General features: G+C 62.3%; 1 protein-coding gene. It reads right to left on the reverse strand.

Going from position 1 to position 1,227, the window contains the following annotated elements:
* Positions 1 to 1,227, reverse strand: a 1,227-nt coding sequence (glyA, locus tag ACXAH8_RS23090; protein WP_475220846.1) for a serine hydroxymethyltransferase, incomplete at its 5' end; no start/stop codon positions are given.

Below are 1,227 nucleotides of genomic sequence, written 5' to 3' on the forward strand. Positions count from 1 at the left end.
TTACAGGTTCGGATAGATAGGGAAGCGGGCGCAGAGGTCAGCGACTTCTGCTTTGACCTTGGCCTCGACGTCGGCGTTGCCGTCTTCGCCATTGGCGGCCAGACCGTCGACCACTTCGATGATCCAATCCGCGATCTGGCGGAATTCGACCTCGCCGAAGCCGCGCGTGGTGCCGGCGGGGCTGCCGAGACGGATGCCCGAGGTGATGGTCGGCTTCTCTGGATCAAACGGTACGCCGTTCTTGTTGCAGGTGATATGCGCGCGGCCCAAGGCCTTCTCGGTCGCGTTGCCCTTCACACCTTTGGGGCGCAGGTCGACCAGCACCACATGGGTGTCGGTGCCATGGGTCACCGTGTCCAGACCGCCCTTGATCAGCTGATCCGACAGCGCCTGCGCGTTGGTGATGACTTGGCTGATATAGGTCTTGAACTCGGGGCGCAGAGCCTCGCCGAAGGCAACCGCCTTGCCTGCGATGACATGCATCAGCGGACCACCCTGAATCCCGGGGAAGATCGCTGAATTCACTTTCTTAGCGATATCTTCATCATTGGTCAGGATCATACCCCCACGCGGTCCGCGCAGGGTCTTGTGGGTTGTCGTGGTCGCGACATGCGCGTGCGGGAAGGGGCTGGGATGCTCGCCTGCGGCCACCAGACCGGCGAAATGCGCCATGTCCACGTGCAGATAGGCGCCAACCATGTCGGCGATCTCGCGCATGCGGGCAAAGTCGATCTGACGCGGGATGGCCGAGCCGCCTGCGATGATCAGCTTGGGCTGGTGTTCTTTTGCCAGCGCCTCGACCTGATCGTAGTCGAGCATGTTGTCTTCTTTGCGCACGCCATATTGCACGGCGTTGAACCACTTGCCCGACTGGTTCGGGCGGGCACCGTGGGTCAGGTGACCACCGGCATCCAGCGACATACCCAGAATGGTGTCGCCGGGCTGGATCAGCGCCTGGAACACGCCCTGGTTGGCCTGGCTGCCCGAGTTCGGCTGCACGTTGGCGAAACCACAACCAAACAGCTCTTTCGCGCGGTCGATGGCCAGGTTTTCGGCGATATCGACGAACTGGCAGCCGCCATAGTAGCGACGGCCGGGATAGCCTTCGGCGTATTTGTTGGTCATCACCGAGCCCTGCGCCTCCATCACGGCGGCAGAGACGATGTTTTCCGACGCGATCAGCTCGATCTCGTCGCGCTGACGGCCCAGCTCGGACGTGATCGAGCC

This window comes from Ruegeria sp. ABV3_008 (genome assembly GCF_056161185.1).